Origin of the sequence: Streptomyces sp. NRRL WC-3549 (assembly GCF_000721935.1) — a bacterium.
Lineage (GTDB): Bacteria > Actinomycetota > Actinomycetes > Streptomycetales > Streptomycetaceae > Streptomyces.
In genome coordinates this window covers 88,256-95,245 of record NZ_KL585401.1, presented here as the reverse complement: position 1 = coordinate 95,245, position 6,990 = coordinate 88,256, and the positions used below count along the sequence as shown (strand labels likewise).

General features: G+C 70.8%; 4 protein-coding genes and 1 pseudogene. 3 read left to right on the top strand and 2 right to left on the bottom strand.

What is annotated here, in order from left to right; translation table 11 throughout:
* From IH13_RS37710 to pepN, 3 genes are all read left to right on the top strand, one after another.
* The coding region (locus tag IH13_RS37710) for a S8 family serine peptidase (protein ID WP_031085282.1) at positions 1–1,945 on the top strand (1,945 nt) is incomplete at its 5' end.
* A gap of 197 nt (positions 1,946–2,142) precedes the next feature.
* Positions 2,143–3,171 (top strand): aspartate-semialdehyde dehydrogenase, encoded by a 1,029-nt coding sequence (locus IH13_RS0116925; protein ID WP_031085280.1) that lies wholly within the window; start codon positions 2,143–2,145, stop codon positions 3,169–3,171.
* Positions 3,172–3,430: 259 nt separating this feature from the next.
* Positions 3,431–6,007, top strand: a complete 2,577-nt coding sequence (gene pepN, locus IH13_RS0116920) for an aminopeptidase N (protein WP_031085279.1) — start codon at positions 3,431–3,433, stop codon at positions 6,005–6,007.
* 63 nt (positions 6,008–6,070) lie between these two features.
* Here pepN and IH13_RS43970 read toward each other — a convergent pair whose 3' ends face one another.
* Positions 6,071–6,244, bottom strand: a complete 174-nt coding sequence (locus tag IH13_RS43970) for a hypothetical protein (protein WP_199814699.1) — start codon at positions 6,242–6,244, stop codon at positions 6,071–6,073.
* A gap of 163 nt (positions 6,245–6,407) precedes the next feature.
* Positions 6,408–6,990: pseudogene (locus IH13_RS0116910) on the bottom strand (allantoicase); the annotation flags it as partial.

The window sequence follows — 6,990 nt, the reverse complement described above, 5'->3', positions numbered from 1 at the left end:
CCCGCCGCTCAACGACGGCAACAACGCCCGGGCCGAGCTCTACAAGCGGCTCATCGACATCTACGGCGTCCAGCTGGTCATCTCGGCCGGCAACGAGGGCCCGGGGCTGAACACCATCGGCGACCCCGGTCTCGCCGACCACGTCATCTCGGTGGGCGCGTCCATCTCCAAGGAGACCTGGGCGGCCAACTACGGCTCGACCGTCACCAAGAAGTACGACATGCTGCCCTTCTCCTCGCGCGGTCCGCGTGAGGACGGCGGGTTCACGCCGACCCTGACCGCCCCGGGTGCCGCGATCAACACCACGCAGACCTGGCTGCCCGGCGGCCCGGTCAAGGAGGCGGGCTACTCGCTCCCGGCCGGCTACTCCATGCTGCAGGGCACCTCGATGTCCTCGCCGCAGGCCGCCGGCGCGACGGCGCTGCTGCTGTCCGCCGCGAAGCAGAAGCACGTCGAGCTGCCCCCGGCCGATCTGCGGACCGCGCTGACCAGCACCGCCTCCCACATCAAGGACGTGCCCGCGCACGCCCAGGGCGCCGGTCTGATCGACATCGTCGCCGCCTGGAAGCAGATCTCGAAGAAGGGCGACCCGGCGCACGAGTACACGGTGAAGGCCCCGGTCGACACCGCGATCGACTTCGCGCTGAAGACCCCGGGCTTCGGCACCGGCCTGTACGACCGTGAGGGCGGCCTGCAGGTCGGCCAGAAGAAGTCGTACGACGTGGTCATCACGCGCACCACGGGCCCGGACAAGGCCGTGAAGCACAAGCTGTCCTGGAAGAACGACGACGGCACCTTCAAGCTGACCGGCTCCAAGACGGTCGCGCTGCCGCTGGGCGAGCCGGTCACCGTCAAGGTCCAGGCGAAGCCCAAGAGCGCCGGCGTGCACAGCGCGATCCTCCAGGTCGACGACAAGAAGACCAAGGGCGTCGACCACCAGATCCTCGCCACGGTCGTCGTCGCCAAGGACCTGGTGAAGCCGGACTACTCGTTCAAGGCGTCCGGTTCGGTGCAGCGCAACGGCACCACGTCGTACTTCCTGAACGTGCCGGAGGGTGCCAAGACCCTCGAGGTCGCGATGAGCGCCCTGCGCTCGGGCAGCCAGACCCGGTTCATCTCCATCCACCCCTACGGGGTCGGGGTGGAGGACAGCTCCACGGTCTACTGCTACCCGAACTACGAGAACCCGGCCAACACCTGCCGCCCGGACGTGCGCTCCTACAAGGACCCGCAGCCCGGCGTCTGGGAGATCGAGGTCGAGGCCCGTCGTACGTCGCCGCTGCTGGACAACCCGTACAAGCTGGACGTCTCGCTGCTCGGCGCCTCCTTCGACCCGGCGGTGCGCACCATCGCCGAGGCGAAGATCGGCACCCCGGCCGCGGTGGACTGGACGGTCACCAACAACGCCGGTGACCTCCAGGGCTCGCTGCGGGGCGGCTCGCTGGGCTCGGCCGACGTCGAGCGCCCGTCGATCTCCACCGGCGGCGAGTACACCAAGACGGTCACCATCGGTGAGGGTGTCGAGAAGCTGGACTTCGCCATCGGCAACACGGCGGACGCCAACGCCGACCTCGACCTGTACATCTTCAAGGGCGCCACGCAGGTCGGCGCCTCGACGACGGCGGGCTCGGAGGAGTCGGTCAGCCTCGTGAAGCCGGCCGCCGGCACGTACACCGTCGTCATCGACGGCTACTCGGTCCCCGCCGGGACCACCGAGTACGACTACCGCGACGTGTACTACTCCGCGTCGCTCGGTCAGATCAAGGTCGACGAGTCGAAGGCCGTGAAGCTGGCCAACGGCGCGTCCGCCCAGGTCGGCGCCGAGGTCGTCGTCGCCGGAGCGGCCCCCGAGGGCCGGCAGTTCTTCGGCGAGGTCGAGCTGGTGAACGCGCGCGGCACCGCGGCGGGCACCGGCAGCGTCGTGATCGAGAAGGTCGCGCCGTAACGGCACCGCGCTGACCGTGTGATCCGTGTGATCCCTGTGACACACGCCGGCTGTGGGGCGGGCGCCCGCAAGGGCTCCCGCCCCACAGCCATGTCCGCGTCCTGTCCGCCTGCCGGACAATGGATTGGACAAGAAAGCTCTGGACAGACACATCATGGACCGGCAAAGCGCCTGTTCGTTCGTGAGAGGGAGTTCCCGTGAAGGTCGGAATCGTCGGCGCCACCGGTCAGGTCGGCACAGTCATGCGCAGCATCCTGGCCGAGCGGAAGTTCCCCGTCTCCGAACTGCGGCTCTTCGCCTCCGCGCGCTCCGCGGGCTCCACGATCACCTACGAGGGCACCGACGTCACCGTCGAGGACGCCTCCACCGCCGACTACTCCGGCCTGGACATCGTCCTGTTCTCCGCCGGCGGGGCCACCTCCAAGGCGCTCGCCGAGAAGGTCGCCGCCCAGGGCCCCGTCGTGATCGACAACTCCTCCGCCTGGCGCAAGGACCCCGAGGTCCCGCTGGTGGTCTCCGAGGTCAACCCGCAGGCGATCAAGGACCGCCCCAAGGGCATCATCGCCAACCCGAACTGCACCACGATGGCCGCCATGCCCGTGCTGCGCCCGCTCCACGAGGAGGCGGGGCTCGAAGCGCTGACCGTCGCCACCTACCAGGCGGTCTCCGGCTCCGGGCTCGCGGGCGTCGCGGAGCTGCACGGCCAGGCGTCCAAGGTCGTCGCCGACGCGGACAAGCTCACCCACGACGGCGGCGCGGTCGACTTCCCCGAGCCGGACGTCTACGCGCGGCCGATCGCCTTCAACGTGCTGCCGCTGGCGGGCTCGGTCGTGGACGACGGTTCCTTCGAGACCGACGAGGAGCAGAAGCTCCGCAACGAGTCCCGCAAGATCCTCCAGATCCCCGGTCTCAAGGTCTCCGGCACCTGCGTCCGCGTGCCGGTCTTCTCCGGTCACTCCCTCCAGATCAACGCCCGCTTCGCCCGTCCGATCGGCGTGGAGCGCGCCCGCGAGCTGCTGAAGGACGCCGAGGGCGTCGAGCTCTCGGAGATCCCGACCCCGCTCCAGGCGGCCGGCAAGGACGCGTCCTACGTGGGCCGCATCCGGGTCGACGAGACCGTCGAGAACGGCCTCGCGCTGTTCGTCTCCAACGACAACCTGCGCAAGGGCGCCGCGCTGAACGCGGTCCAGATCGCGGAGCTGGTCGCGGCCGAGCTGTCCGCCTGATCCGTCCGTACGCCGAGGGGGCGGCCACCGGGACCCGGTGGCCGCCCCTCCGCGTCGTCGCGGCGTACCGCCCGCAGCGCACCGGCCCGGGCGACGGGTACCCGGTGCGGCAGCCGGGCCCGGCCCCCCGCAGGCAGCAGGGGACGCAGGGCGGCCCGTGTCGTCGCCGGCGCGGGTCCCGGCGGGAAACGGACATCGCGCCGGGCCCGCCCCACGTGGAAGGATGACGGGAAACGTCACAGATCAAGGAGATGACCGCGTGCCTGGCACCAATCTGACCCGCGAAGAGGCACAGGAGCGGGCGCGCCTGCTGACCGTGGACGCGTACGAGATCGATCTCGACCTCTCCGGAGCGCAGGAGGGCGGCACCTACCGGTCCGTCACCACCGTGCGCTTCGACTCCGCCGAAGCCGGTGCGGAGACCTTCATCGACCTGGTCGCCCCGGCCGTGCACGACGTCGTACTGAACGGCGAGGCGCTGGACGTCGCCTCCGTCTTCCGTGACTCGCGGATCGCGCTGAAGCACCTGGAAGCCGGCGCCAACGAGCTGAAGGTCGTCGCCGACTGCGCGTACACCAACACCGGTGAGGGCCTGCACCGGTTCGTCGACCCGGTCGACGAGCAGGCCTACCTGTACACCCAGTTCGAGGTGCCGGACGCCCGGCGGGTGTTCGCGAGCTTCGAGCAGCCGGACCTGAAGGCGACCTTCCGCTTCACCGTGAAGGCGCCGGCCGGCTGGACCGTGATCTCCAACTCGCCGACGCCCGAGCCGGTGGACGACGTCTGGTCCTTCGAGCCGACGCCGCGCATCTCCACCTACATCACGGCCCTGATCGCCGGTCCGTACCACGCGGTGCACAGCACCTACGAGAAGGACGGCCAGGTGGTGCCGCTGGGCATCTACTGCCGTCCCTCGCTCGCCGAGTACCTCGACGCGGACGACATCTTCGCCGTCACCCGGCAGGGCTTCGACTGGTTCCAGGAGAAGTTCGACTACGCCTACCCGTTCGCCAAGTACGACCAGCTCTTCGTCCCCGAGTTCAACGCGGGCGCGATGGAGAACGCGGGCGCGGTCACCATCCGTGACCAGTACGTCTTCCGCTCCAAGGTGACGGACGCGGCGTACGAGGTGCGCGCGGCGACCATCCTCCACGAGCTGGCCCACATGTGGTTCGGCGACCTGGTCACCATGGAGTGGTGGAACGACCTGTGGCTGAACGAGTCGTTCGCCACGTTCGCCGAGGTCGCCTGCCAGGCGTACGCCGAGGGCTCGAAGTGGCCGCACTCCTGGACCACCTTCGCCAACTCGATGAAGACGTGGGCCTACCGCCAGGACCAGCTGCCCTCGACGCACCCGATCATGGCGGACATCCGCGACCTGGACGACGTCCTGGTCAACTTCGACGGGATCACGTACGCGAAGGGCGCCTCGGTGCTCAAGCAGCTCGTGGCGTACGTCGGCATGGACGAGTTCTTCAAGGGCGTACAGGCGTACTTCAAGGCGCACGCATACGGCAACACGCGCCTGGCGGACCTGCTGGGCGCGCTGGAGGAGACCTCCGGCCGGGACCTCAAGGCCTGGTCGAAGGCGTGGCTGGAGACGGCCGGGATCAACGTCCTGCGCCCGGAGATCGAGACGGACGAGGCCGGTCACATCACCTCCTTCACCGTCCTCCAGGAGGCCCCGGCGCTGCCGGCGGGTGCCAAGGGCGAGCCGACGCTGCGTCCGCACCGGATCGCGATCGGCTTCTACGACCTGGACGGCGAGGGCAAGCTCGTCCGCGGGAACCGGATCGAGCTGGACGTCGACGGTGAGCGCACCACCGTCGCGCTCCCGGCCGGCACGGCGCGCCCGGCGGTCGTCCTGCTCAACGACGACGACCTGTCGTACGCGAAGGTCCGGCTCGACGAGGAGTCGCTGCGGTGCGTCACCGAGCACCTGGGCGACTTCACCGAGTCCCTGCCGCGCGCCCTGTGCTGGGCCTCCGCCTGGGACATGACGCGCGACGGGGAGCTCGCCACCCGCGACTACCTGGAGCTGGTCCTCTCGGGCATCGGCAAGGAGAGCGACATCGGTGTCGTCCAGTCGCTGCACCGCCAGGTGAAGCTGGCCGTGGACCAGTACGCGGCGCCCCAGTGGCGCGAGACGGGGCTGGCCCGCTGGACGGAGGCGACGCTGGCGCACCTGCGCGCGGCGGAGCCGGGCAGCGACCACCAGCTGGCCTGGGCCCGTGCCTTCGCGGCGACCGCGCGCACCCCGCTCCAGCTGGACCTGCTCCAGGCCCTGCTGAACGGCACCGAGGAGATCGAGGGCCTGGCCGTCGACACGGAGCTGCGCTGGGCGTTCGTGCAGCGGCTGGCCGCGTCGGGGCTGCTGGACGAGGAGGAGATCGCCGCCGAGTACGAGCGCGACCGGACGGCGGCGGGCGAGCGCCACGCGGCCGAGGCGCGTGCGGCGCAGCCCTCGGAGGCGGCGAAGGCCGAGGCGTGGGCCTCGGTGGTCGAGTCCGACAAGCTGCCCAACTCCCTCCAGGAGTCGGTGATCGCCGGTTTCGTGCAGAGCGACCAGCGTGAGCTGCTGGCCCCGTACACGGAGAAGTTCTTCGCGGCGGTCAAGGACGTCTGGGACTCGCGGAGCCACGAGATGGCCCAGCAGATCGCGGTCGGCCTGTACCCGGCCCTCCAGGTCTCGCAGGAGACCCTGGACGCCACGGACGCCTGGCTGGAGTCGGCACGGCCGAGCGCCGCGCTGCGGCGGCTGATGTCGGAGTCCCGCTCGGGTGTGGAGCGCGCCCTGAAGGCGCGGGCGGCGGACGCGGCGGCGGCCTCCGCGTAGCGGTCCCGAACGCGGACGAGGGGGGCGCCTCCGGTGCGGAGGCGCCCCCCTCGGTCAGCTCGATCAGCGCTTGAAGGCGTCCTTGCCCTTCTCCTTGCCGTCCCTGGCGTGGCCCCGGGACTCCAGGGCGCCTCCCTTGGCCGCCGTCGTGTCGTCACCGACGGCGTGGGCGGCCTTGCGCACGGCCTTGCCCACGACCTGCTCGGCCTTGGCCTTGGCCTTCTCTCCGGCACTCATGGCGCTCCTTTCCTAGGCGGTCGGTCATGCGCCTGCCCGGTGCCTGCCCCCGGAAACAGCCGGGCCGGTCCCGCCGGTGGTGCGCCGGGGTACGTGGAGACCGCCCGGCTGACGGGCGCAGAGGCGCGGCCGTCCGCCGGGCGGCGGTTCGGGAGGGCGGCGGTCAGGCCACCGACTCCTCGTAGCGGCGGGTCAGTTCGGCCGTTCCGGCCTTGGTCGGGGAGCCGTACAGCCGCATCCGGGCCACCCCGCCGTCGGGGAACGCGTCGAGCCGGACATGGGTGACCACGGCCTCGGTGTCCAGGACGAAGCGGTGCACGGTGTCGGGCTGGAGGCGGGTGCGCGGGAGGATCTCGAACCAGTCGCCGCTCTCCCCGTCGCGGCCGTGGAGGGCGATCCAGCCGGCCGCGTTGCCCTTGAGGTAGGCCGTGTCGATCTCCACGGCGCGGACCGCGCCCTGGGCGGGGAGGCGGAAGCGGACCCAGTCGTTCGAGTCACGGACCCGGCGGCGGCGGTTCTCCCAGCCGTCGTCCATCTTGCGGGAGGTGTCCGGCAGGATGATCTGCGCCGGCGAGGAGTAGAAGCGGTCCGAGGCGTCCTCGTAGGTGCCGCCGTTGAGGATCGAGATCAGGTCGATCGTGCCGAGCGCCGCGAGCCAGGCCGGGTCGGGGACGACCTCGCCGTGGACCCGCAGGCGCGCGATGCCGCCGTCGGGGTGCTGGCAGAGGCGCAGATGGGTGTAGCGG

Excerpts from the sequence above, each read along its gene's own strand:
- IH13_RS43970 (WP_199814699.1), bottom strand. The coding sequence starts at position 6,244 with ATGAGTGCCGGAGAGAAGGCCAAGGCCAAGGCCGAGCAGGTCGTGGGC.